At 39.1% G+C, this 25,465-nt stretch carries 21 protein-coding genes; 13 read left to right on the top strand and 8 right to left on the bottom strand.

The window, feature by feature from the left end; genetic code table 11:
* The 8 genes from Q8907_01690 to Q8907_01725 form a co-directional block, all read left to right on the top strand.
* Positions 1-251, top strand: a 251-nt coding sequence (locus Q8907_01690) for a glucuronyl hydrolase (protein ID MDP4272968.1), incomplete at its 5' end; no start/stop codon positions are given.
* A gap of 119 nt (positions 252-370) precedes the next feature.
* Complete coding sequence (locus tag Q8907_01695; GenBank protein ID MDP4272969.1) at positions 371-2,251, top strand: family 20 glycosylhydrolase; 1,881 nt, start codon at positions 371-373, stop codon at positions 2,249-2,251.
* A 42-nt stretch (positions 2,252-2,293) separates the two neighbouring features.
* A complete protein-coding gene (locus Q8907_01700) occupies positions 2,294-4,345 on the top strand; it encodes a glycoside hydrolase family 2 TIM barrel-domain containing protein (protein ID MDP4272970.1) in 2,052 nt (683 codons plus the stop codon).
* Positions 4,346-4,844: 499 nt separating this feature from the next.
* Positions 4,845-5,369: a hypothetical protein gene (locus tag Q8907_01705; protein ID MDP4272971.1), complete on the top strand. Its 525-nt coding sequence runs from the start codon at positions 4,845-4,847 to the stop codon at positions 5,367-5,369.
* 36 nt (positions 5,370-5,405) lie between these two features.
* Positions 5,406-8,021: a gliding motility-associated C-terminal domain-containing protein gene (locus Q8907_01710; protein ID MDP4272972.1), complete on the top strand. Its 2,616-nt coding sequence runs from the start codon at positions 5,406-5,408 to the stop codon at positions 8,019-8,021.
* A 42-nt stretch (positions 8,022-8,063) separates the two neighbouring features.
* The gene (gene araA, locus Q8907_01715; GenBank protein ID MDP4272973.1) at positions 8,064-9,563 is read left to right on the top strand and encodes an L-arabinose isomerase; all 1,500 of its coding nucleotides are present in this window, start codon (positions 8,064-8,066) and stop codon (positions 9,561-9,563) included.
* A gap of 191 nt (positions 9,564-9,754) precedes the next feature.
* Complete coding sequence (locus tag Q8907_01720; protein MDP4272974.1) at positions 9,755-10,966, top strand: tetratricopeptide repeat protein; 1,212 nt, start codon at positions 9,755-9,757, stop codon at positions 10,964-10,966.
* A gap of 22 nt (positions 10,967-10,988) precedes the next feature.
* Positions 10,989-11,546, top strand: a complete 558-nt coding sequence (locus Q8907_01725) for a hypothetical protein (GenBank protein ID MDP4272975.1) — start codon at positions 10,989-10,991, stop codon at positions 11,544-11,546.
* Here Q8907_01725 and Q8907_01730 read toward each other — a convergent pair.
* A complete protein-coding gene (locus Q8907_01730) occupies positions 11,543-12,220 on the bottom strand; it encodes a YggS family pyridoxal phosphate-dependent enzyme (protein ID MDP4272976.1) in 678 nt (225 codons plus the stop codon). The genes Q8907_01725 and Q8907_01730 overlap by 4 nt on opposite strands.
* 244 nt (positions 12,221-12,464) lie before the next feature.
* Between Q8907_01730 and rhaB the strand changes: the two genes are divergently transcribed.
* Both rhaB and Q8907_01740 read left to right on the top strand, forming a co-directional pair.
* Positions 12,465-13,934 (top strand): rhamnulokinase, encoded by a 1,470-nt coding sequence (rhaB, locus tag Q8907_01735; GenBank protein ID MDP4272977.1) that lies wholly within the window; start codon positions 12,465-12,467, stop codon positions 13,932-13,934.
* A gap of 20 nt (positions 13,935-13,954) precedes the next feature.
* Entirely contained in the window at positions 13,955-15,220 is a 1,266-nt protein-coding gene (locus tag Q8907_01740; protein ID MDP4272978.1) for an L-rhamnose isomerase, read from the top strand.
* Positions 15,221-15,286: 66 nt separating this feature from the next.
* Here Q8907_01740 and Q8907_01745 read toward each other — a convergent pair whose 3' ends face one another.
* Together Q8907_01745 and Q8907_01750 are read right to left on the bottom strand one after the other, a co-directional pair.
* The gene (locus Q8907_01745) at positions 15,287-15,784 is read right to left on the bottom strand and encodes a dihydrofolate reductase (GenBank protein ID MDP4272979.1); all 498 of its coding nucleotides are present in this window, start codon (positions 15,782-15,784) and stop codon (positions 15,287-15,289) included.
* 28 nt (positions 15,785-15,812) lie between these two features.
* The gene (locus Q8907_01750) at positions 15,813-16,607 is read right to left on the bottom strand and encodes a thymidylate synthase (protein MDP4272980.1); all 795 of its coding nucleotides are present in this window, start codon (positions 16,605-16,607) and stop codon (positions 15,813-15,815) included.
* Positions 16,608-17,015: 408 nt separating this feature from the next.
* Here Q8907_01750 and Q8907_01755 point away from each other — a divergent pair, with 408 nt between their 5' ends.
* Complete coding sequence (locus tag Q8907_01755; protein ID MDP4272981.1) at positions 17,016-20,135, top strand: CHAT domain-containing protein; 3,120 nt, start codon at positions 17,016-17,018, stop codon at positions 20,133-20,135.
* 2 nt (positions 20,136-20,137) lie between these two features.
* Here the strand turns inward: Q8907_01755 and Q8907_01760 are convergent, their stop codons facing one another.
* A complete protein-coding gene (locus tag Q8907_01760; protein MDP4272982.1) occupies positions 20,138-21,025 on the bottom strand; it encodes a cation diffusion facilitator family transporter in 888 nt (295 codons plus the stop codon).
* A gap of 232 nt (positions 21,026-21,257) precedes the next feature.
* Here Q8907_01760 and Q8907_01765 point away from each other — a divergent pair, with 232 nt between their 5' ends.
* Together Q8907_01765 and Q8907_01770 are read left to right on the top strand one after the other, a co-directional pair.
* Positions 21,258-21,878 carry a rhomboid family intramembrane serine protease gene (locus Q8907_01765; GenBank protein ID MDP4272983.1) on the top strand — a complete coding sequence of 207 codons (621 nt, stop codon included), beginning with the start codon at positions 21,258-21,260 and terminating at the stop codon, positions 21,876-21,878.
* 16 nt (positions 21,879-21,894) lie between these two features.
* Entirely contained in the window at positions 21,895-22,407 is a 513-nt protein-coding gene (locus tag Q8907_01770) for an HAD-IIIA family hydrolase (protein MDP4272984.1), read from the top strand.
* Here the strand turns inward: Q8907_01770 and Q8907_01775 are convergent.
* From Q8907_01775 to Q8907_01790, 4 genes are all read right to left on the bottom strand, one after another.
* Positions 22,404-22,988, bottom strand: a complete 585-nt coding sequence (locus tag Q8907_01775; GenBank protein MDP4272985.1) for a YqgE/AlgH family protein — start codon at positions 22,986-22,988, stop codon at positions 22,404-22,406. The two genes, Q8907_01770 and Q8907_01775, sit on opposite strands and share 4 nt — an antisense overlap.
* A gap of 116 nt (positions 22,989-23,104) precedes the next feature.
* The gene (locus Q8907_01780; GenBank protein MDP4272986.1) at positions 23,105-23,965 is read right to left on the bottom strand and encodes a TPM domain-containing protein; all 861 of its coding nucleotides are present in this window, start codon (positions 23,963-23,965) and stop codon (positions 23,105-23,107) included.
* 73 nt (positions 23,966-24,038) lie between these two features.
* Positions 24,039-24,476: a TPM domain-containing protein gene (locus Q8907_01785; protein ID MDP4272987.1), complete on the bottom strand. Its 438-nt coding sequence runs from the start codon at positions 24,474-24,476 to the stop codon at positions 24,039-24,041.
* A gap of 3 nt (positions 24,477-24,479) precedes the next feature.
* Positions 24,480-25,073: a LemA family protein gene (locus Q8907_01790; GenBank protein MDP4272988.1), complete on the bottom strand. Its 594-nt coding sequence runs from the start codon at positions 25,071-25,073 to the stop codon at positions 24,480-24,482.
* Between the last annotated feature and the right edge of the window lie 392 nt (positions 25,074-25,465).

The following is a 25,465-nucleotide window of genomic DNA, read 5'->3' on the forward strand; positions in this document are numbered from 1 at the left end:
GTTCGGCTCTGTTTGAACTTTGTACTTATACCACAGGAAAAGAAAGAGAGAAACTTTTTAATAGGGCAGAGCTTATTATTAAATCTTTAAGTTCTGAAGTTTACAGGGCACAACCCGGCACAAACGGTTTCTTTGTCCTTAGGCATAATGTGGGTGGTTTCCCTCAGCGTAGTGAAATTGATGTACCCCTGATATATTCGGATTATTATTTCCTTGAAGCCCTGCTTCGTTATAAAAGGTTGTTGAAATAAGACATTTGACATAAATTAATTGAACAATTTGTTTGAAAATAATTTATACTTGTTAAAAATAAATGAGTACAAATAATCCGTTTAGGTCTTTTTTTATTAAAAAATAAATCATTCCCCTCATGAAAAAATTTGTGTTACTTTTTTTCCTTTTTACCCTGGCCAGGGTTTATGGACAAACAATCAACATTATTCCTCAGCCGGTTGAAATAAAACAATCAAAGGGTAATTTTATATTAACAAGGGTTTCAACTGTTGGTTTTAATAATCAGAACAGCAGCAAGATAGCTAAAATGTTAGCCAAAAAACTGGATGAAGCCACCGGTTTCGCGATTAAGGCGCAACAAAGCAAAATGGCTGCGATTCAGCTCAATCAGAATAAAGTTCCTGTTGCCAAACTTGGAAAGGAAGGTTATACCCTCATTTCTACCCCGAAAAGGGTGGTTATAACAGCAAATGAGCCTGCCGGCCTGTTCTATGGCATGCAAACCTTACTCCAGCTTTTGCCAAAAGAAATTGAAAGCAAAACAACGGTTACCACCAAAACAAACTGGATAATCCCTGCCGTTGAAATTACGGATTACCCTCGTTTCGGATGGAGAGGGATAATGCTTGATGTCAGTCGTCATTTCTTCACTAAAGAAGAAGTCAAACGTTATATTGACGAGATTTCCCGTTACAAATACAATGTCTTTCATTGGCATTTGACCGATGATAATGGATGGCGAATTGAAATCAAATCCTTCCCAAAACTAACTGAAGTTGGAGCATGGCGTGTACCCCGTGAGGGACATTTCGGCCAGCTGTTGGCTCCCAAACCTGGAGAAGCAGCAACACAAGGAGGTTTTTATACCCAGGACGATATCAGGGAAATTGTTCAGTATGCCCAGGATCGTAATATCACTATTGTTCCTGAAGTTGATGTACCGGGTCATTGCATGGCTGCAATTGCAGCCTATCCCGGATTGAGCTGCAGCAAAGATACGAGTACAAAAGTCAATCCTGGTTCTTCATTCTCCGAATGGTATGGCAATGGCAAATTTAAAATGCTGATAGATAATACATTAAATCCGGCAGATGAAAAAGTTTATGATTTCATCGATAAGGTTTTTACTGAAATTGCTGCACTTTTCCCTGGCCAGTACATTCATGTGGGAGGGGACGAGTGTTATAAAGGTTATTGGGCGAATGATACCAGTTGCCAGTCCCTGATGAAAAAACAAAACATACCAACCCTGGAGGCTCTGCAGGCATATTTTGAGGGCAGGGTTGAAGGAATACTGAAAACCAAAGGGAAAAAGCTAATCGGCTGGGATGAAATCCTTGAAGGGGGCTTATCACCTGAAGCAACAGTAATGAGCTGGCGGGGTACAAAGGGTGGAATTCAGGCAGCCCAGCTGGGACATGATGTGGTTATGTCACCCACAACATTTGCTTATATCGACTATCAACAGGGTGAAAAGTCAGTTGAAGCTCCTTTGGGATATCCTACTTTGCGTTTAAATACATGTTATAGTTTTGATCCTGTTCCTGAAGGAGTAGACGCAAAATTTGTCCTCGGAGGCCAGGGAAACCTCTGGGCCGAACATGTGGCAACTTTCAGGCATGCCGAATATATGACCTGGCCACGGGGCTGGGCTCTTGCTGAAGATTTCTGGTCACCTAAAGAAAATAAAAACTGGACAAATTTCATTAAAAAGGTCGAAGCACAATTTATCCGTACTGAAATAGCCGGGGTGAATTATTCTGTAGCCATTTATGACCCGATCATTTCTACCTATAAGGAAAACGGAAATACAATTCTTAAAATGGAATCCGAAATTCCCGGCCTGGATATTTATTACACTTTCGATGATGCCATACCTGATAATTTTTCAAAAAAATATACACAACCTGTCGAACTGCCCGAAAACCCGGCTACGCTTCGTGTAATAACATACCGTAATGGCAAACCAATCGGTCACCTAATCACACTGAGACCTGAAGATTTAAAAAAGAGGTAATTGCGGGCCATTAAAGACTAATGTAGAATAATAATTTAGGATATGAAAAAACTTGCTGTTTGCGTTTTATTTGTTTGGGCTATCGTCAATTCTTTGATTCTAAAGGCTGAAGGTGTTGAAAGGTTCCCTATGAATACCGGTTGGCATTTTATTTTGAATGATGTGACTGGTGCGGAAAAAACTAATTTTGATGATTCAAAATGGGAACTGGTTACCCTACCTCATTGTTGGGGATGGCAGGATGGAGAAAACGGAAAAAAATTTTACCGTGGACCGGGATGGTATCGTAATAAATTTGATGCACCCCTAAGTGTCAGGGGAAAACGTTTTTTTATCCGCTTTAAAGCTGCCGGTACCATGGCCGATGTATATTTGAACGGCCATCATCTTGGACAGCATTGCGGTGGCTTCGGCGCTTTCAGTTTTGAGTTGACGGATTTTATAAAAGCGAAAAATAATGTTCTGGCTGTTAATGTAAGCAATAAATACATGGATTTCCTCGCCCCCTTGGATGCGGATTTTAATTTCTATGGGGGATTGTATAGAACTGCTGAACTGGTCGTCTCTGATCCGGTTTGCTTTTCACCCCTGGAACATGGCTCTTCGGGTATCAAAATTTTACAAACAAAGATATCTGATGATGAGGCTACAATAAATATAATAACCTCTGTTAATAGTAAATATTCAAAAAGGAAAACGCAAGTTAAATTAAGAATATCCATTACTGATGCAAAGGGCCTGATGGTAAAACAAACAGAAAAAGGACTGGAAGTTAATTCTCAGACAACAGTCCGGGATAGCCAGGTTTTGAATATTGAAAAACCTCATTTATGGAATGGCGTTCTGGATCCATATTTGTATAATGTTTCCATCGAACTTTTGAATGGCCATCGGGTTCTTGATAAATTGAACCAACCGATGGGCCTGAGGTATTATCATGTAGATCCGGAAAAGGGATTTTTCCTGAATGGCAAGCCTTATTTTTTAAAAGGAGTCGACAGACATCAGGATCGTGAAGGTAAAGGATGGGCAATCAGCAGCGCTGATGAGAAACAGGACATTGACCTCATTCGGGAAATGGGAGCTAATGCCCTTCGGGGTGCCCATTATGAGAATAGCGATCATCTGTATAGCTTATGCGACAGTGCCGGAATACTTGTTTGGGCTGAAGAACCCCTTGTTAACCGGCATGATACAACGCTTCTCTTTAAACAAACCATGGAAGGCCAGTTAAAAGATTTAATTGAACAAAATATCAACCATTCATCCATTTTTGCCTGGAGTTTGTTCAATGAATTAGATCCTAAAACAAGCCCTATTGATTTGGTTTCTGGCCTGAATAATTTAGCTCATCAGGAAGATCCTACAAGACTTACGGTTGGGGCGATGGACCAGTTTAAATGGAAGCAGATGGCTGCAATTCCTGATTTGATTGCCTGGAATATTTATCCGGGTTGGTATTCAAAAAGTCCGGATGATTATGGCGAATTTCTCGAACAAAGAAGAAATACAAGCCGGGAAGGTGGCATAGCTATTAGCGAATATGGCGCCGGAGCCAGCATTTACCAGCACGCAGATCCAGTGACCCAACCTAAACCAAGCGGGCCTTTTCATCCCGAGGAATGGCAAAATGTGGTTCACGAAACCGGTTGGAATGCTATTCGCCAGCGGCCTTATGTTTGGGGCTCATTTATATGGAATATGTTCGATTTTGCCGTTTCAAGGCGTAAAGAGGGGGATCATCCCGGAAGAAATGATAAAGGCCTGATTACTTTCGATCGAAAAGTGAAAAAGGACGTTTTTTATTTTTATAAAGCCAATTGGACAAATACCCCTGTGCTTTATATTACAAGCCGGAGGTTTACAAGCAGAACTGATGCGAATACGGTGATCAAGGTGTATTCAAATTGTGAAACGGTAGAACTTTTTGTTAATGATATTTCCCAGGGCGTCAAATCTCCAAACGATTTGAAGATTGTTCAATGGCCTCAGGTTATTTTGGAACCTGGAGAAAATAAGATTCGTGTTTCCGGTCAGAAAGACGGCCGGGCTTTTGAAGATGGCTGCATCTGGATGTTAACCAGTGGCCATTGATGTTTTACTTACCTTTACGAATTCTTGTTATACTGGGAATATGAATTTAATATCCCTGCTTCAATAAACAAATAATTATGGATGAAACCTTATAAAGGTTTCATCCATAATTGCTTATGTGCTATAACTCTATCCTGGTGTTTTGTTAAAAAAGGACAGCAGTTTTTATTTCAGTTTTACTAAACGTAAACATTTACGAACTTGTTGCCATTTCAGCACTAAGTCACATAGAAATAATGCGAAATATTCCTCTGTGCCTTCTCTGTGTACCTTTGTGTTATTGTATTGATTTATTACACAGAGAACCGCAGAGTTTTAATACAGAGGGCCAGAGAAATCTGTTAAAACCCCGTTTTACTACTTGCGAAACATCAATATATCCTTTTTTCTTAAAAAGAAAACAAACAAAATTGTTTTAGGAAATCAATAGTTTTGATTAAAATCAGTATAAAGGAACTGAAAAATGTAATAACTTTATAGCCTTAAATGCATTAAATTGATGAATTTATTTTGTCATGGTTTTCTTATCCTGAATATTGTTTTTAGTAGTATTTGGTACCATCCGGTTCATTTTTCCGTTACTAATGTTGAATACAATAAGGATAAACAGGGATTTGAAATTGTATTGAAATTATTTAAAAGTGATTTGGAGACTGCACTTTCTTTGCAGTTTGGTTTAAAATTTGCCGACGCTGATAAAAATGTGATACAAGCCGACCAAAAGATTCTTCAGCAGTATATTGATCTTCATTTTAAGATAAAGGTCAATGGGAAAGGAGTAAATGTCGTTTACAGGGAAAATAAAGTAAGCGGTGATGATATCTGGCTGTATGCGGATTGTAAGTACAAAAAAAAGGTACAGGAGTTGGCGGTTGATAATTCGCTGATTACCGAAGTATATGATGATCAGACCAATTTGTTGATATTGGGTTATATGTCCCAACAGAATGGAATAAGATTGGACAAAACAAATACAAATTTCAGGATTAAAGTTGATCAGGACAGGCCTGAAGTTGTTCATTAACGTAGATGATGAGGAATTGTCGTTCAAGAATATTGTATGATGAAAAAAATTATTGGTTTACTGATTTTTAACCTTTTACTGTTGAATTGTTTTGCTACGCACAACCGGGCTGGTGAAATAACTTTCAGGCAGACTGGCACTTTGAGCTTTGAAATAACTATAACAACTTTTACTTACTCACTGAGCCCTGCCGACAGAAACGAACTGGAAGTTCAATGGGGTGATAATACCAGTAGTATAGCTCCCAGAGTTTCAAAAATTTATCTTCCTAACCATTACATTCACAATACTTATATTACTTCGCATATTTTCCCTGGCCCAGGGATTTATGAAGTACTGGTGCAGGATCCCAACCGGAATTATGGGGTTGTGAATATACCTGGATCGGTCAACGTGATTTTTTCTATAAAATCCACCCTCTTTATTAATCCGCAGGTGGGTAAAAATGATGGGGTCGTTTTGATGAACCCCCCAATTGATAAGGCTGCAGTCCATCATATATTTATACATAATCCTGCTGCCTACTCTCCGGACGGAGATAGTATTTCTTATAAATTAACAACTTGTACCGCTGAAAATGGAATACCTATTGCCAATTATACATTTCCAAAGGCCAGTGATACTTTGTATATCGATCCCGTAAAGGGCGATTTGGTGTGGAATGCTCCTGTCGATACGGGTATTTATAACATTGCATTTAATATTGAAACCTGGCGCAACGGTTCAAAGATAGGGAATGTGGTGCGCGATATGCAGATTGAAGTTCATAATGTAAAAAATCAACCCCCTGTAAACGGGCCTTTAAGTGATAAATGTGTGGTGGCCGGGAATACACTGGATTTTGACATTACAAGTACTGATGCAGATAAGGACTCTATCCAATTGACGGCAACCGGCGGTCCTTTTGCTCAGACCACCAGTCCTGCCACATTTAAGATAACCAGCAGCCAGTTGGGGGCGGTTGTCGGCAAATTCCATTGGCAAACGGATTACAACCAGGCGCGAAAGCAACCTTATTCTGTTGTGGTGAAATCCACAGATAACAGCAAGGAGATGCAACTGGTAGATATTGATGATTTTAATATTCATGTTGTGGCTCCTGCCCCTAAAAATGTCCAGACTTTACCCGGCAACAATGCAATTTTGGTCAAATGGGCCCATAGCCCATGCTCAAATGTTACGGGTTATGAAATTTTCAGGAAGGAAAAAACATCGGATTATAAACCGGATAGCTGTCAGACCGGACTTCCCGCATCCAGTGGATTTACCCTGGTTGGAACTACAAAGGGAATCAATGATACAATTTTCCTGGATACGAATCAGAGTTCAGGGGGATTGTTGCAGGGAATACAATATTGTTACCGCATTGTGGCTGTTTTGTCTGATGGTGCTCAAAGTTTTCCTTCTGACGAAAATTGCGGTATGTTGGTGCCCGGAAATCCGGCATTAACTGAAGCCAGCGTTACTAAGGTAGATGATGTTAACGGCTCTGTCTTTCTGGCCTGGGCAAAGCCCCGAGGGCTTGATACCATTCCTGCCCCTGGGCCTTATGAATATCTTGTTTACCGATCGAATGACCTTTGGGGCCAAAATTTTACACTGATACATACTTTTCAAACCGCCGACCTGAACGATACCATTTATACAGATACGGGCTTGAACACCAGGCAGTATCCTTATTCTTATAAGGTTGAATTATATAACAATGCGGTGGGAAACCGCTTTCTGATCGGAACCCCTGAAATTGCTTCCACTTTTTATCCTGATTTAATGCCAGCTGACAATCAGGTGACTATTTCCATGAAGAAAAATGTTCCGTGGGTCAATACGGAGTATGATATTTACCGGTTGAATAATACTACCCAGCAGTATGATTCTGTTGGGGTGACCAATGCTGAAGTATTTGTAGATAAAAACCTTGTTAATGGAGTAAAATATTGTTATCAGATAAAGAGCAAGGGTTGGCGTCCTTCCCATAATATTGTCTTTAATAATCTGAACTGGTCGCATATCAATTGTACTACACCATTGGACACTGTGGCTCCCTGTCCCCCTTCCCTCGAAGTGAGAACCAATTGCGACAGTTTATACAACCGTTTGGTCTGGACAAATCCAAATCATTTTTGTCCGGGCAGTGAGGTGGTGAAATATAATTTATATTTTAAAAATTCATTGAAAGGTGAATTTGCCAAATTTGATTCTGTTACTTCCCCTGATGATACGGTATATTTTCATCGTAATCCTGACAGCATTTCGGGATGCTATGCGGTGACTGCAGTTGATTCTGTGGGGAACGAAAGCAGAATGTCGGTAATAGGCTGCGTGGACGAGTGTATGTACTACGATTTGCCCAATGTGTTCACCCCTAATAATGATACACATAATGATTTTTTCAAGGCTGTCAACCGCAACAATTATGTAAAGAAAGTGGATATGAAAATTTATAACCGTTGGGGACAACTGGTGTTCCATACTTCCAATCCGGATATTATGTGGAATGGAACTGTCATGAACAGCAATAAAGTGGCTTCTCCCGGCGTTTATTATTATAGTTGTGATGTGTATGAAAACCGGCTTTCTGGCGAAGAAGTCCGAAATATGGTCGGTTTTGTTCATGTTTATTCCGGCAGTTCAAATACCGGTGGTGAATAATTTCCTTGTATTCCCCTTAAACTTAATTAATATAAAATAATTATGATTAATTTGAAAAAATTTGAAGTCTGGTTCGTTACAGGAAGCCAGCATCTTTATGGAGAAGAAACTTTACGCACAGTTGATAAACATTCTAAAGAAATTGCGGAAGGTCTTTCCAGTTCAATAAAAATACCGGTTACTGTAGTCTTTAAACCTGTATTGACTACGCCTGAGGCTATTTATAATTTATGCATTGAAGCCAATTCAGCTAAAAACTGTATTGGACTTATTACCTGGATGCACACGTTTTCACCTGCAAAAATGTGGATCTCCGGTTTAAAAGCTTTGCAAAAACCGGTATGCCACTTGCATACTCAGTATAACCGGGATCTTCCCTGGGGTGAAATAGATATGGATTTCATGAACCTTAACCAATCTGCACACGGTGACCGTGAGTTCGGTTTTATCATGACCCGCATGCGCCTTAACCGCAAAGTTGTGGTTGGATATTGGCAAGATCAGGATGTACAGGAACGTATCGGTGTATGGGCCCGTGCTGCTGCCGGATGGCATGATATGCAAGGCGCTAAGGTTGCCCGTTTTGGCGATAATATGAGAGATGTCGCTGTTACCGATGGAGACAAAGTTGAGGCACAAAAACAATTTGGCTATTCCGTCAGTTATTATGGAATCGGTGATTTGGTGGCACTTGTCAATCAGGTTTCTGAAGCTGATGTTGATCGGCAGGTAAATCAATATTTCGAGGAGTATAAAGTTGCAGGTTCGTTGACAAAAGACAGCAAATCCCTTCGTGAATCTGCCCGTATTGAATTAGGTTTACGTGCATTTTTGGAAAAGGGCAATTTTAAAGCCTTTACTACCAATTTTGAGGATCTCTATGGCCTTGCCCAGCTTCCCGGTATTGCCGTTCAACGTTTGATGGCTGATGGCTATGGTTTTGGCGCTGAAGGTGACTGGAAAACCGCAATGCTTCTCAGGACGATGAAGGTAATGTCGGCCGGATTAGAGGGCGGAACTTCCTTTATGGAAGATTATACCTATAATCTTGCACCCGGAAATATGAAGATACTGGTGGCTCATATGCTCGAAGTTTGCCCGTCAATTGCTGAATCCAAACCTTCTCTGGAAGTTCATCCTTTAGGTATTGGTGGAAAAGATGATCCCGCCCGTCTGGTATTTAATGTTGCTCCCGGGGCTGCCGTTGCTGCTTCATTGATAGATCTGGGTAACCGTTTCCGTTTGATCGTAAGCGATGTGGATGTTGTTAAGCCTGATGCCGATTTGCCAAAGCTTCCTGTTGCCCGTGCGGTATGGGTTCCCCGTCCTAATTTACAGGTTGGGGCTGCTGCCTGGATATATGCAGGTGGCGCTCACCATACTTCTTTCTCAAAAGCACTGACTTCAGAATATATGGAAGATTTTGCCAATATGGCTGGAATTGAATTCGTTTCTATTGGAAAGGATACCAAGATTTCTGAATTGAATAAGGAACTCAGGGCCAATGAAGTATATTATTGGCTTGCAAATGGTTTACACTAGGATAAGGTAATCCATTAATTTATTCTCACTCACTTCCCGGTCTGCTTTATTAGCCTGGCCGGGTTGTGGGTTTTGGTTATAAACCTTTACAAAGTGCGGAAAATAATTACAACCTTTGTCATTTTGTATTAGACAATATGTGAGTTGAACCATTTTGAACCCACAGTTGTTTTAAATGTATAATTATTTTAATGATGAGCAGAAGTTTTAAATACTTTCTTATTCTTTTTGCGACTCTTGTTTTACCCTGCAGGGCTCAGACTGTAGATGATAATTACCTGAAAGGGATGGCTTGTTTGATGAAAAACAAACCGGAAGCTGCAATTGAATATTTTTCAGTATTTATTTCACAAAATCCCAATTCTGCTGCCGGTTTTATGAAACGTGCCGATTGTTATTACAAGTTACGCAATTATAACCAGGCTGTTAATGATTATCTGAAAGCTGAAGAAATCACCAGGGGTATTGCATCCTATTCATTGGCAAAAACTTATAGCCAAACCGGTGATTTTGCTCAGGCCTGTTCTTGTCTGGAAAAGCATCTGCAGTCAAAGTATAAAAAATCACAGAGTGAGCTCAAGCTGGATAAGGCTTTTGATCCTCTTCAAAATTCAAAGAAATGGATTGAACTGTGGAAAAAAGACTGGTACACCTCATCTGAAATGGCAATAAGTGATGCCGTATATTTGATGAAAAATTCAAAATATACGGAAGCTTTGGATGAACTGAATAAAGCTATTGAAGAAAAGGGTTCCATAGGAAACCTTTTTGCCTGCCGGGCTAAGGTTTACGAAGCTATGGAAAATTTAAAAAATGCCCTTGACGACTATGATAAGGCACTTTCCCTTTCTCCGGGGAATAATGAATATTTGCAGCAAAGGGCCGGTGTTTTGATGAAGCTGAATCGCAATGAAGAGGCTCTTAGCGATCTCAACAGGGCTTTAGCTTTGGATCCTGCTCAATTTCCGCTGTATTTGAAACGTGCCGATGTTGCCTCCAAATTAAATCAATACGACAGAGCTAAGGAAGATGTTAATTTCTTTCTTAAATATTTTGAAAATGATTCCTCTGCAATTTACTGTGCCGGAATGATCTATTACAATAATGGGAATTACGTGGAGGCTTTGGGCTATTTCAATAAAAATCTTCAGAATATCCATAATAATCCGGCCTATTTCGAGGCCAGAGCTAATACTTATCTGAAGTCTGGAGCTTTTAATTTTGCTTCAAAGGATTATTCCATGGCACTTGATTTGGATCCCCGCAATTCTGATCTTTATCTTTGCAAAGGAAAAGCCCTGTCTTCCATGCAGATGACTAAAGATGCTTGTTATTTTTGGCAGAAGGCCGTTCAATACGGGAACAGGGAAGCAATAGAACTTTATAACAAGAATTGCAGGTAATTTTTAATTTTTATGATGATTTATGACGGATAATAAGAAACGTGTTGACAAACAGGTAATTGCAAATTTAGCATCAGGTGACCTGGAAAAAATGGCCACCGCAATTGACTACATCCGCGAAAATGGAAATTGTCTTTATGTTCCGGAAGTGATTGAAGTGCTTCATCTTGCAAAAACTAATGAAGAACGTAAATTGTTGGTTGAATTTTTGAATGATTTGAAATTTCAGGATTCAGCCCAGTACATCGTTGATGCAATTTTAAATGAACGTTATTTAAATGAACTGGAACTTCTGGTGTCTTCCTGTTGGCAGTCCCGTTTGAACTTCAGTACATTCCTGCCGGTTTTTATGGATTTGGTACTTAAAGCCGACTATCTGGTTGCTTTTGATGCTTTTTCTGTTGTGGAGAATGCCATGATGTATCTTCCTCCTGAACAGAGGGAATTGCATGTCAGTAAGTTGAAGTCTGGCCTTGTTGAAGCGGATTCTGAGAAAAAACTTTTAATCACCGAACTGATCAATGTGATTTCACAGTTGCCTGCATCAATGGACGAGGATAGTTACCTGGAATCAAATTAATGGAGGGGGTAATTCCTGGCTCCGAAAATTGCACTCCCTATCCTTACCAGGGTGCTTCCTTCCTCAATGGCTATTTTGTAATCTCCGCTCATGCCCATGGATAATTCTTTGAAATAGCCGGATTCCGGATAGTATGCCTTTTTAATGTCCTGGAATAATTGGTGAAGATGGCCGAATTCATGGTGAATCTTGATTGTATCATCAGTGTTGGTGGCCATTCCCATTAATCCTACAATACGAACGTTTTTTAGTTCTGCAAATTCGGGGGAAGAAAGTGCCTGATTTAGTTCAGTATCATCAAAGCCAAATTTCGTTTCCTCTGTGGCAATATGAATTTGTAAAAGGCAATCAATGATCCGGTTATGTTTCATGGCTTCTTTATTGATGGCTTCCAACAAATGCAAGCTGTCTACAGAATGGATAAGTGATACATAGGGGGCAATATATTTAACTTTATTGGTTTGCAAATGGCCTATCATGTGCCATTCAATATCTGATGGCAATTGTTCCTGCTTGGTGGTCATCTCCTGAACTTTGTTCTCACCAAAAATTCTTTGACCACCATTGTAAGCCTCAAGAATATCTTCACAGGGTTTCGTTTTCGATACTGCAACCAGCCTGACGTTCGCCGGAAGCTCAGATAATATGTGTTTAATATTCTCAGAAATACTCATAAACTTTAATGCTTTTAATAAGGATTCCAAAGTTATTAAATTTTGAAATTGTTATGCTATTTTGTTTTTGCTAATTATTATTTTATAATTTTGAGATAGCCTTTCATTAAAAAAAGCTAGATTTGAAGTTGTATTTACAAGTAGGGTCGTTTTTAAAATCCCAATGGATAGATGTTTAAATGATCATAAAAAGTTTATTTAAAAGAACGAATTTCATTCACCTAACAATTAAAAATTAAACAAGATGGACACACATCATTTTATTGCCTTTGATTTCGGTGCAGAGAGCGGTCGTTGTATTCTTGGATCGTTGAGCAACAATAAAATCTCTCTCAGAGAAATCAGTCGTTTTCCTACCGGAATGATGACCGTGGGCGAGCACTTTCACTGGAACATATTCAGGCTTTATGAAGAAATGAAGAAGAGTCTTAGAATTTGCGCTGCTGAAAAAGTAAATATTGAATCAATGGCTCTTGACACCTGGGGCGTTGATTATTCTTTAGTGGCTTCTGACGGTTCCATTCTGAGTGTGCCTTATGCTTATAGGGATCCTCGCACCAATGGAGCAATGGAAAGTCTTTTTAAAATTATGCCTCGTGAAAAAATATATGAACTCACCGGTATTCAATTTTTGCAGTTAAATACCTTATTCCAGTTACACGCTCAAAAAAAAGACAAATCTCCTTTGTTGGATGTGGCCACAGATCTGCTATTTATGCCTGATACCTTTAATTACCTGTTTACCGGAATTAAAAAGTCTGAATTTACCTTTGCCACTACTTCACAATTGTACAATCCAGTCAAGAAAAATTGGGATCCTGAGATATTTAAAGCTCTGGGCATCAATATTGATATTATGCAGGATATAGTAAAACCCGGTACTGTTTTGGGCGATCTGAGCGAGCGTATTTGCAAGGAAACGGGAATTGACCATATGCTTGTTACCGCAGTTGCTTCACATGATACCGGTTCTGCCATTGTTTCTATTCCTGCTGAAGATGAGAATTTTGCCTATATCAGCAGTGGAACATGGTCATTGATGGGTATTGAAACTCATGAGCCTATTATTTCCGATAAAAGTCTGAAATACAATTTCACCAATGAAGGTGGTGCTGAAGGTACTTTCCGCTTTTTGAAAAATATCATGGGTTTATGGTTGGTCCAGGAATGTAAACATGCCTGGGCATCAAAGAATTACACCTATCCACAGCTGGTGGAAATTGCCCAGGAAGCCGAACCGTTTAAATGTCTGATCGATCCGGATGCAAATGACTTCCTGAATCCTGAAAATATGCCTGAAGCTATTCGTAACTACTGCAAGAAAACCGGACAGCCTGTACCTGATTCTGACGCACAGATCGTCCGTTGCGTTTTCGAAAGCCTTGCCCTGAAATACCGTGAAGTCATGGATCAGCTCAAGGAATTAGCTGTCAAACCTATTAATAAGCTTCATATAATTGGCGGAGGTACCCAAAATGAACTGCTTTGCCAGTATGCAGCAAATGCCACAGGGGTACAGGTAGTTACAGGTCCTGCCGAAGCAACAGCCACCGGTAATATTATGATGCAGGCATTGGCCTTGGGATATGTGAAATCGTTGCCTGAAATCCGTAAGATTATTAAAAATTCTTTCGATTATAAAACATACCAACCACAAAAGACTGCTGATTGGAATAATGCATATCATAAATTTTTGTCAATCATCAACAAATAATAATTATTAATCATTTATCCATGAAAAACGCAAATATTGAAAAAGCCTATGCTGCGGCTTGTGAACGTTATGCAGAATTAGGAGTGGATGTCGAAAAAGCCATTAAAAAATTGGAAAAAGTTCCTGTTTCATTGCACTGTTGGCAGAGCGATGATGTGGGTGGTTTTGAAAAACCTGACGCTTCTTTGTCTGGCGGCGGCATTCAAACTACCGGAAATTACCCGGGAAAAGCAAGAAATATCGGAGAACTGAAAGAAGACCTTAAAAAGGCTTATTCCCTGATTCCCGGTCAGAAACGCCTAAACCTTCATGCTATTTATGGTGAATTTGGTGGTAAACTCGTTGACCGCGACCAGATCGAGCCGAAGCATTTCCAAGGCTGGGTCGATTTTGCCAAAGAACAAAATATTAAACTTGACTTTAATTCTACCCTGTTCTCACACCCCAAGGCAGATGCAGGCTACACCCTGTCCTCCCTGGATAATTCCATCCGCGATTTCTGGATTGAACATACCCAAAGATGTAGGAGAATTGCAGCTTTCATGGGTAAAGAACTGAATGCAACCTGTTTCCATAATATATGGATTCCGGATGGATCAAAAGATATTACTGTTGAACGCTATGCCCACCGTGCCGTTTTAAAGGAATCTCTGGACCAGATCTTTAAGACTGAATATCCCAATAGTGAAATGCGCGATACACTTGAAAGCAAACTTTTTGGTATTGGTAGCGAATCTTATGTGGTTGGTTCGCATGAATTCTATATGGGGTATGCTTTCACAAACAAGAAGACCCTCTGTTTCGATATGGGGCATTTCCATCCTACCGAATCCATAGCTGATAAGATTTCGTCTGCTCTTTTATTTAGCGATGCACTTCTCCTTCATGTAAGCCGTGGCGTACGTTGGGACAGCGACCATGTCGTCATTTTTAACGACGATCTTCAAAACCTGATGCTGGAAATTGTCCGCATGGATGCTTTGGATAAAGTTGCTTTTGGCCTGGATTATTTTGATGCAAGCATTAACCGGGTAGGTGCTATGGTTATTGGCGCACGTGCTGCACAGAAAGCTTTATTGTTTGCCCTGCTCGAACCTTTGAGCAAACTCAAAGAATATGAGGCAAAGGATAAGGGTTTTGAACGTCTTGCTTTGCTTGAAGAAGCAAAGACTTTGCCTTTTGGCGATGTTTGGAACTATTATTGTGTAAAGGCTGGCGTTGCCCCGGCTGAAGATTATATTACTGAAATTGCTCAATACGAAAAAGACGTAACCAGCAAGAGGTAATTGTGAAGAAACGCAAATGGAAACGCATATCAGGGATGCAAAATTTAGCATCCCTGTATGCGTTTCTTATTTTTTACGTTGATAAATGATAAATGAAAATTTAAAATCATTCTTCGGCGTTTCGGAAAAATCTTCCCTGTGAATTTCGGCCCATTCGCAGTCTCTAATCTCCGGAAAGAATGTGTCGGCTTCAAAACTTTTGAATATGCGGGTTATATACAGTTTGTCGGCAAAAGGCAGGAAGGCTCTGTAGATGGTTTCTCCTCCAATAATAAAATTCTCATCTTCGGACTGACAGAAATTTAAAGCTTCTTCAACAGAATGAGCCATCCGGCAACCTTCTATACTCAGGCCCGGATCATGGGTGATTACAATATTTACTCTTTGGGGCAATGGCCCGTTGGGCAATGATTCGAATGTTCTCCGGCCCATAACAACCGTATGCCCGCTGGTTAGCTCTTTAAATCTTTTCAAATCACCGGGTATATAAGTCAACAATTTGTTGTCCTTTCCTATCGCATTATTGTCGGCTATGGCCACAATAATTGAAATGGGCTTTCTCATTTCGTTTACATTTTAATATGAAAATAAATTAAACCGCAATTGGAGCCTTGATTCCGGGATAAGGATTGTAATTTTCAAGTTTGAAATCTTCATAACAGAAATTAAAAATATTTTTCCTTTCCGGGTTGATCTTCATGGCCGGCAATGGCCGTGGAGTTCTGCTTAACTGGAGCTTAACCTGCTCAATATGGTTGAGGTAAATATGGGCATCTCCAAGGGTATGGACGAAATCACCGGCCTCCAGGCCGGTAACCTGAGCCAGCATCTTCGTCAGCAAGGCATAAGAAGCTATATTAAAGGGTACTCCTAAAAAGATATCCGCACTGCGTTGATATAATTGGCAACTTAATTTGTTGTTGGCAACATAAAACTGAAAGAGCACATGGCAGGGGGGCAGTGCCATTTTGTCAACTTCTGCAGGGTTCCAGGCACTTACCAGTAACCTCCTGGAGTCGGGATGGTTTTTTATGTTTTCAACAAGTTTGGAGATCTGATCAATGTGGCCACCCTCCGGGGTTGGCCATGACCGCCACTGATAACCGTAGATGGGACCCAGTTCCCCTTTGGAATCGGCCCATTCATCCCAAATGGATACCCCATGATCTTTCAGGTATTTTATGTTTGTGTCTCCATTCAGAAACCAGAGAAGTTCATAAATGATGGACTTGAGGTGTACCTTTTTGGTGGTCAGCAACGGAAATCCTTCCTGCAGATTAAACCTCATCTGATACCCAAATACACTTAAGGTCCCGGTGCCGGTTCTGTCACTTTTTTCTACTCCATGTTTTATCACATGGTCTAACAAATCGAGATATTGTCTCATGTAATTTATTTATATTTAATAAGATTAACTTAAACCTCCCGGTAAATACTACTGGGTAAAGTAAAAATGCCGGGATTCTTAGTTATATAAAAACAAATTATTAAAGTTCAGTTGATTATAACAAATCAATATTTTCTCAAAATTAATAAAAAGTAAATGGAAATTAATTTAAAATAAAAGATAGGGTATTATTCTTTGAGTCATAATAAAATATAGCTGAGGGATGCCTTTTTACATAAACAGGATTGGGGAAGATGGAAAATTCTAACAAAAAAAATTATAAAATCATTAAATAATTTCTGATATAACTTACCTTTACTGTACATTTTTTGCAGAAATATTATGGCAGGTAGTTATTATTTAATTTGGGTAAGAGCAGTAATAACCACTGTTCTCGTATTTGTCTTCATGACGTTTGGACCAGCGAAAGGTGCAAAAAACATCAAGACAGTTTTATCTTTTCCGGATAAGTATCATAAGGCTCAAAATTTTGAAAGGCAGGGGAATAAAGCACAAGCGGTTATTTATTATGAACAGGCATTAAAGGATTCCGAAAATAAAGGCAAATGGCGTGAAGCAGCAATTACTTTGCTTCACCTGTCGGATATTGCTGAAAGTAATCATTCAACCCCTGCATTTAACGGCTATCTGAAAAAAGCTAAAAGGATCATTGCCTTGCACTTCGGGCCAAAAGATAAATTGAACCCGGAAATATTATACAAAAGGGGAATGTTTTATCTTGACCAAAACAAGCTGAAAGAGGCTGGTGCAATGTTTGGCCAATGCCTGCCGGGAGCAAATCATTTTGAAATTGAAGATAGTACTTTATCGAAAGTTTATGGAAAAATTGGGCTTGTAAATTATTATAAGGGTAATTATCCCATTGCTATTGTGAATATTGAAAAATCCATTTCGCTGGCGACAAAGGTTTATGGTTTGTATTCTTTGAGGGTGGCTCAAGGGTATGGAAATCTGGGCGTGATGAATTTTATGCTTGCCGAATATGATAAAGCATTAAATAATTGCGACAGGGCTGAGTTGATCTATGGCTCTAAGGCCGTGAATGATGAAGTCGGTTTGGCTTCTATATATCAGAACAAGAGCTTGATTTTTAAAATCAGAAATGATTATGTCCTCTCTATTCAATATCTGAACCGGGCACTTCAAATTTATTTGAAAAACGAAAAACAAAACCGCCAGGATATTTCTGCTGCCTATTTTAATCTGGGTGCTACTTATCAGATGAAAGGGAATAAGAAAAGCTGTATTTATTATTATAAAAAAAGTCTTGATTATTGTCAGAAATACAACCCTACACTTTTACCTAAGGTTTATGGCAACATAGCCGCTTATTACGAGCAAACCAGGCATTGGAATCTGGCTAATTATTATTTTCTGTTCGGAATTGGGAGAACAAAGGAAATCCTTGGGGAGAATATCGAATTGGCCTACCAGTATAATAATTATGCATATTTTCTTGGACAGGTTCTTCATCGACGGGCTGAAGCTGAAAAGTATTATCTTCTGGCATATTCCCGTTACCTGAAATATTGTGGGTTCAAACATCCAAGTACTGCTCTATGCCTGAAGGGGTTGGGGAAATTATATGCCGACGAAGGAAATTACATGCAGGCTTTGGATTATTATCAGAAAGCATTGATTCTTGTTTCTGAAGATTTCCATGAAAAGGATATCCTTAAAAATCCACCAGAGGGCAGACATCTTTTTGAATCTGCTTTCCTGGAAATCATTAAGGAAAAAGCACGTATTTTATCTGAAATGGCCGATAAATCGCATAACCTGCTTTCGAAATGGCAAATTCTCCGTTCCAGTCTTGAATGTTATGCGTTGGCAGTTGATCAGATAGACCGCTTCAGATGCGGTTATATGAATGAAGAAAGTAAATATCTGATTTCTGAAAATGAACAGGAAACCTTTTCGGGTATAATTGTAACTTCATTGAAGCTTTATGAACTTACACATTTGTCGAAATACAAGGAGAAAGCTTTTTATTATTCGGACAGGAATAAATCGGCTAACCTGCAGGCTTTTCTCAGGCAGAAAGAAGCATTACAATTGGGCGGCGTTCCTATAGAAATTCAAAACCTGGAACAAGATTTAAAACGTGAGTCCGCAACTTACACAAGTTTAATTCAGAATGAGAAAAGTTCTATCCATCCCGACCAGGATCATTTGAAACTATGGGAAAAGGAACTTTTTGACAATACCCTTAAAACCCAGAATCTGGTTAGTTTTATTGAACAGAGATATCCCAGATATTTTCAACTGAAGTATAACAATTCGGATGTGAACCTCGAAAAATTACAAAAGAAGTTAGGCCCTAATGACGATTTGATTGAATATGCGGTGGTCAATGACAAAGTGGTTTGTTTCCTGATTTCAAAAAACAAATTCAAAGTAAGCAGTTTTTCCCTGGACACCATTTTTGACCAATCTATCAGGGAAGTGCTGGCTTTTATCAGCAGTTCGGCCCAACTTAACATATCTGCGAAGGATTATTTGAATTTTCAAAGGAATAGTCATTCTCTTTATGAAAAATTACTGGGTCCTTTTGAATCTGAAATAAAAAATAAGAACCTGGTTATTGTTCCGGACGGGAAACTTACTTACCTGCCTTTTGAAGTGTTGCTTTCAAAACCCAGCGATGACCGTTATTTACATTTTAAGGATTTGCCTTATCTGATCCGGGATCATTCGGTCAGATATTCCTATTCTGCCGGTCTGATTGAGGCTCAAAAGGAACAGTTTGCCAAATGGCATCCCCGTTTATTGGCTTTCGCCCCCGATTATGTGGATGGAAAAGGGAAAAGTTTGTTGGCATATACGGGGCAGCGCCAGGGCTACGAGCCTCTGCCCGGTGTGGCTGAAGAAGTTATGTCTATTGCCCGTTTCATGCCGGGGAAAATTATCCTTGGCAGAAAAGCCACCAAAACTGCGTTTAATACTTTTGCCAACGATTATGATGTCCTTCATTTAGCCATGCATGCAGTGATCAATGATGAAAATCCCATGTTTTCAACCCTGGTTTTTGCTTCCGATAACCCGGGCTCGTCCATGGGTTTGTTGAATACATTTGAAATCTATAACCAGGATTTGCGTGCACGTATGGCTGTTTTGAGCGCATGCAATACGGGGAAGGGACAACTCAGGAAGGGGGAAGGAATGATCAGCCTGGCCAGGGGATTCGCTTATGCTGGTGTGCCCAGTATTGTTATGACTCTATGGTCTGTAAATGACAATAGCAGTGCAAAACTGATGACCGGGTTTTATTCGTTTTTGGCTAAAGGGGCTGATAAAGCATCGTCCCTGCGTAATGCAAAACTGAATTATATTCAACAGGCATCGGTTCTTAAGTCACATCCTTTTTACTGGGCAGGGTATGTATTGACAGGCAGCAATTCTCCTCTTTATCTTTCGGGAACATCATACATTCCTCTGGCAGGATTATTATTAATTGTTCTGGTCTTGTTTTATGTATGGAAAAGATTTAAAAGAAGGGGAAAATAATATTACTTGTTTTTCTGAATTGCAGGTTCTTCGTGTACATGCGTGATGCACCCTTTTATTTTTTTCCGCAAATCCGACTGGACCTTGTGAGAAATCAGGTGAGCCTTTTCAATGCTTAGCTTTGGATCAACATGAATGTTTATTTCCACGAAAATATTTGCTCCTGAAGTCCTTATTTTGACTGAATGATAAGAAATTACTTCCGGGATTTTTTTTAACACTTCGTCAATTTTTTCCATGGTATCCTTTGGAGTCTTGTCCATCAATGCATCAACCGATCGTTTTCCAAGCCTGTATGAAACAGTAATGACAATAACCGCAACAAATAATGCAGCAATAGAGTCGGCATAGTAATATCCCAAATTGGCGCTAATCAAACCGATTAAAACTACAGTTGAACTCCAGATGTCGGTTGAAAAATGCAGGGCATCGGCTTCCAGGGCCTGGCTGTTGTGCTTTTTAGCTGCTTTTAACAGGGCTTTTGACCTGGTATAATCGACGATGATGGAGGTGATGACTACGATATAACTCCAGACATTTACCTCTATGATTACTTTGCCGGTGACCAACCGGTGCGTGGCTTCATATATGATCCAAATGCAGGTGGCCAATAGCAAAAGTGTTTCTATAAGAGCTGAAAAATTCTCGATTTTCCCATGTCCAAAATGATGGTCTTTATCGGCTGGTTTATTGGAAATTCTGACTGCAAAAAAAGTTATTGTAGCTGCAACGAAATCTAAGGCAGAGTGCAGGGCTTCAGAAATAATTCCAATACTGCCGGTTAATAATCCTATGATTAATTTAAAAGTGGTTATGAAAATGGCAGCAAGGACAGAGAAAAAAGCCACTCTTTTCTTCTCCTTTACAGCCGAAAGGTTAAGCGACCCCATAATTTTATTTTATTGGAAACTGATTAAAAGTTTGAAATATATTCAAAATGTTGATTTTGAACTTTTAAAAATTATGTTGACTTCCTAATTACAAATATAGGGCCTTTGCCTGATTAATTTGCTTGCGTGTTATTTTATTTTTAGTGATATGGGTTTATACAGATTAGATTATTCCCTTTTCCAAACTTTGTTTTACCTTTATCCGATCATTAATAATTTTTGTTGTTTTATTATGGCGACTTTAATCATTATAGTTATAACATCTCTGATATCAATCATCGCTTTTAACCGACATGAGCTGTTTTCAAAGTTTGAATTTAATGCATATCAGATTTATCATCGAAAGGAATGGTATCGTTTGATTACTCACGGCTTTTTACATGCCGACTGGATGCATCTGATTGTGAATATGCTGGTTCTGCTTTCATTTGGGACAGTCATTGAAAATTATTTTGGGGAATTGGAAGCCCAGGGTATTCTTCATTTTCCTGTATTGTGGTATTTACTGCTTTATGTGGGTGGGCTTGTGGTATCTTCGTTAATTTCCCTCAAAAAACACAAAGACGATATCTGGTACAATTCTCTGGGGGCATCTGGGGCTGTATCTGCTGTGATTTTTTGCAGTATATTTTTTGCACCCTGGCAAAAATTGTACTTTTATGCAATTTTACCAATTCCTGGAATAATATTCGGAATATTGTATCTTTGGTATTCCAGTTATGCCAGTAAAAAAAACAGGGACAATATTAATCATGAAGCTCATTTTGTCGGTGCGTTGTTTGGGTTTATATTCCCATTGTTGATTGATGTGAGGTTGATTAATATATTTATTCACCATTTATTGGAGTTTTAGATTAAAAAATATAATTATGGGCGGACGAAAAAATAAGGCGGTTTTTCTTGACCGTGACGGGGTAATTAATAATGATACGGGTCATTATTATATTTATAAGGTTTGTGATGTAGTTATTAATGACGGGGTGGTGGATTTTTTATTAAAAGTACAGTCTGCTGGTTTTATGTTAATCATTATTAGTAATCAGGGTGGAATAGCTAAAGGAATCTATACCAAAGCCGATGTTGATAAAGTGAACTCATATATCATTGATTATATGCACTCAAAAGGGGTTGAGATAATGGATAGTTATTATTGCCCGCATCATTCGGATATAGGAAATTGTCTGTGCCGTAAACCCGATTCCCTTCTTCTGGAAAAAGCCATGGCCAGGTATGATATTGATCCGGACAAATCATTTTTCATCGGCGACGGAGAAAGAGATATAGAAGCAGGGGTAAAGGCCGGATTGAAGAGCATCAAAATTGAACGCAATGAAAATTTGATGAATTATTATAATAATCTTTTCGAAATAATTAAAAGTTAATTCATTCCCGGATTTTCGGGAAAGTTGGCCCAGATTTTATATTTGCTTCCCAACCTGCTTAGGGTGTTTTTCCATGAGGTATCCTGGATATCCAGGATTTTATCCGGATCAATGTTTTCTACAATCCAGGCATTTTGGGATAATTCATTATCCAGTTGTTTGGGTTGCCAGCCTGAGTAACCGAGGAAAAATCGTATCTGCTGGCATCCCATCTTGCCCGCATTGATAATCTCTTTAATATATTCTAAATTTCCTCCCCAGTATATTCCCTCCAGTACTTTTACGCATTCCGGAATTTGTGGCAAGGAGTGTATGTAATGGATGGTATTGGTGCTCACAGGGCCTCCTATAGAAACCTTGGCATTAAAACTGGGAAAATTGCTTAAAATATCATTGATCAGCAAATTGACGGGGCGGTTTAATACAAAACCTACGGTTCCTTTTTGGTTGTGCTCGGTGAGTAATACAATAGAATGCCTGAAATACAAATCATTCAGAAAAGGATCTGAAATAAGTATGCGTCCTTCACGTGGTTCTAAATTCTTTTTCTCCACATGGAAAAAATCAGAATCTGATCCCATGTTTTTTAAGTTTAAGATTTTAGGAAAGCTGTTTTATATTTTGTTGATAACATACAAATATATACTTTCTTAAAATGCAGGATACAATTCTTAAAGAAAAAAAAGAAATATATTTTTTACCAACTGCCACCGGCACCTCCACCGCCAAAACTTCCGCCTCCAAAGCCTCCAAAGCTACCGAAGTCACCGCCTCCAAAGCCACTGTCACCGCCGCCAAAACCTCCGCCTCCAAAAATCCCTCCACCAGATGAAAAGTCATTCCAGTCATCATGGTGATGACGATGCGAAGCTGCCAAAAGGGCCAAGGCTGTCCAAAATGGCAGGTTGTTCCCTATCGCATATTGCCTTGCACTTTTTATCCTTCCGGCTATTGCTAAAAAAAAGATCAGGAAAAATATAAGCAGCATGGGAATTACCCCTACTGATTTATTTTGTTGTCCCCTTTGAGTCCTTTTCATATACTGGTCGGCTGTAAATTCTTTTTTTGTAAGAGAGATCAATGTGCTTACCGCCTGATCAATACCTTGATAATATTTACCTTCTTTGAAATTGGGGATTATACAATAATCGACAATACGATGTGCTGTGGCGTCGGGCACTACAGCCTCCAGTCCGTAACCTGTTGCAATAAAAGCTTCTCCTTTTTCTTCAACAGTTTTTGGTTTTATCAATATAACAATGCCGTTGTTTTTCCCCTTTTGGCCAACCCCCCATTTTTCGCCCAATGCAAATGCATAGGAAGCGATATCATAGCCCCCAAGTGTTTTAACAATGACCACAGCAATCTGGGTAGAAGTGGAATCGTTAAAAGTTACCAGTTTTTGTTCCAAAACGGAGGCTTCTTCAGGTTTTAGAAAACCGGTGAAATCATTTACCAGCCTGGGCGGTTCTGGTCTGGGCGGTATATCCTGGGAAAAGGTTAAATTGCTGAACAAAAGGCCAGCAATGCAAAGCAAAATGCTTAATATTTTTTTCATGAATAAGATGTACTAATTTGATTAGCGGCTTTGATTAATTCATTTACCAGAAAGATTGAATATCCCTTGAAAATTACCATCCAAAGGATATCTTGTCCTTTAACTCATTTTTGTCATCGGATTGGTAAGGAAACTGGACTTTTAACTGGTCTCCCGCCATTTCTATACCTTTGGCCAATCCTTCAGTAAATTGGCCTTTCTGGAAAAAATCTCCCATAGATTCCTTAATTGTATTCCAAAAATCAGGAGGTACTTTTGCATTGATGCCCGCATCGCCGATAATGGCGAATTTCTTGTCGCTCAGGGCAAGATAAAATAAAACGCCGTTACGTAACTTCGTTTTATGCATTTTCATCCTGCCAAACCAATAAGCGGCACGGTCAAATAATTCTCCCTTGCAGGAAGTTTCTATATGAACCCGCACTTCTCCTGAAGTTTCCAGTTCGGCTTTTTTAATAGCCTGAACTATAGCTCTTTTTTGATTTTTGTCAAAAAAATTTGATGCCCGCATGATTTATTGAAATTGAACACTTGGTGCTTTCTCTGAGCCCTTTTGTGCTTCGAAATAAGCTTTTTCCTCAAAACCAAACATCTTGGCAAAGATATTTCTGGGGAATTGTCTTATGTAAACATTATATGCCTGTGCACTTTCGTTAAATTTCCCACGTTCAACCGTGATTCTGTTTTCTGTACCTTCTAGTTGAGCCTGTAAATCCAAAAAATTCTGGTTGGCTTTCAGGTCGGGATAACGTTCCACTACAACCATCAATCTTGAAAGGGAAGAACTTAAATTGTCCTGGGCCGACTGAAATTCCTTTAAACTTTGTGCATTAAGGTTTTTAGGGTTGATATTTACTGCTGTTGCTTTAGCTCTTGCCTCAATCACCTGGGTAAGGGTTGATTTTTCAAAATTAGCCACTCCTTTTACTGTATTAACCAGATTGGGGATCAGGTCAGATCTCCGTTGATAAACATTTTCAACCTGTGCCCATTGTTGCTTTACCTGTTCATTCATACTTACCATATTGTTGTATCCATTTTTGCCGGAAACAAAAATGATGATTACCAGCAGAATTACTGCGCCCCAAATTATCCAAGATTTTTTCATTATGTGCTTTTTAATTAATGTCAATAATACAAAAAATATTTCATATATCAAGCATTTAAGCCAATTTCATGCCACATTTGGCCGACTGACTTTAACTGACTTTGTGGCAGTTTGGTTGTCTTTTTGTTTATTGATTTGTTGCCAGAACCTGAAAATTTTAGTCGACTGTGTTTGAAACGTATTTATGATTTTGATGAAAAGTGGGGATAGTAAAAAAAATGAAAATTTTAAAAAAATCATTTTTACCAATCCGTAATATATTGTTTCTTTGCCGGCTTAAAATAACTTTTGAAACATAATGAGAAATTCTTTTTTAATTGCTGTAATGATATTGTTGTCAATTACTTCGTTACAGGCACAGACGAACAATGACTTATTAAATGTATTGACCA

The sequence above is a fragment of the Bacteroidota bacterium genome, assembly GCA_030706565.1.
In the GTDB taxonomy this organism is placed as follows: domain Bacteria; phylum Bacteroidota; class Bacteroidia; order Bacteroidales; family JAUZOH01; genus JAUZOH01.